Below are 1,334 nucleotides of genomic sequence, written 5' to 3'. Positions count from 1 at the left end.
GGTTCATTGTAAAATTAAATGCAACAGGGCAAAAAAGTAGAACCACAGCGAGAAACCTAGTATGATATTTGTGTCCACAAAACACATACGGAGGTTATCGCTATGGCTCTTACTAAAGAGAATACCACACCTACACGTACTTTTAAACACTTATCAGAATTTGACAGAGGCAAAATTAAAGCATTACTGGAAGAAGGTTTATCACCGGCGCAGATTGCACGAAGACTAGGCCGACATCGTAGCACTATTGGTAGAGAAATAAAGCGTGGTACTACCGTCCAACGTCGTTCAGATTTGACCACGTATGAAGCCTACTTTCCCGAAACTGGTCAGGCAGTGTACGAGAGTAACCGCCTATCATGCGGAAAGAAGGTTAAAGCTCTACAGGTAGAACCCTTTCTACAGTATGCAGAAAAGATGATTTTGGAGGAAAAGTGGTCACCTGATGTGGTTGTAGGCGTTGCCAGACGTAAGGGTAAATTTGATAAATCCTCGATGGTCTGTACCAAGACCTTATACAATTACATCGATAAACGAATTCTGAATGTACGTAATATTGATTTACCACTAAAAACACGCAGAAAGCATAAGAAATCTGTTGTAAGACAACACAAAAGGCTACTTGGAAAAAGCATTAGCGAACGTCCTGAAAAAGTAGATAATCGAAAGGAATTTGGTCACTGGGAGATAGATACTTTTATAGGTAAACGCTCTAATGATAATGCTTTAATGACCCTTACGGAACGTAAAACAAGAGAACATCTGATTTATCTACTGGAAGAAAAGGATGCTGAATCTGTAAATAAAGCATTCAGCCAAATAAGAGAAAAGTCTGGGCCTTTATTTACACACTTGTTTAAAAGTATAACCGCAGACAATGGTTCAGAATTTGCTGGTTTGGATAGACAAGGGCTCAATGTATATTACGCTCATCCATATTCTGCGTGGGAAAGGGGTACTAATGAGCGACATAATGGTCTTATACGGCGGTTCATACCTAAGGGAAAAGCTATTAAGGACCTAACCCTTGAGCAGATAAAACGAATTGAAAACTGGTGTAATAACCTGCCCCGGAAGATACTGGGCTACCGTACACCGGCAGAACTATTTAACGACGAAATACAGCGTATACTTGAGATCGTTCCAGACATGCAGTCTGTTAGTTAAGGACATACATTCCAACCCTTTACGAGTATAACAGGCGGGTGAAATGGTATCAAGGGGAAAACCGCCCTTGACACCATTTCACCCGCCTGTTGAAGAATGGTTAAGGTTGGAATGATAAATATCATCAGGTTTCTTTAAAAAGTGTTGCATTTAATATTGCAATTTAA

General features: G+C 40.0%; 1 protein-coding gene. It reads left to right on the top strand.

Features of this window, described 5'->3' with window-relative positions; all coding sequences use genetic code 11:
• Positions 1 to 102 precede the first annotated feature (102 nt).
• Positions 103 to 1,167: an IS30 family transposase gene (locus JCM21531_RS17225; RefSeq protein WP_038291664.1), complete on the top strand. Its 1,065-nt coding sequence runs from the start codon at positions 103 to 105 to the stop codon at positions 1,165 to 1,167.
• Positions 1,168 to 1,334: the final 167 nt, after the last annotated feature.

Origin of the sequence: Acetivibrio straminisolvens JCM 21531 (assembly GCF_000521465.1) — a bacterium.
GTDB lineage: Bacteria > Bacillota > Clostridia > Acetivibrionales > Acetivibrionaceae > Hungateiclostridium > Hungateiclostridium straminisolvens.
The sequence above is the reverse complement of the archived record's forward strand: the minus strand, read 5'-3'. Positions and strand labels throughout refer to the sequence as shown.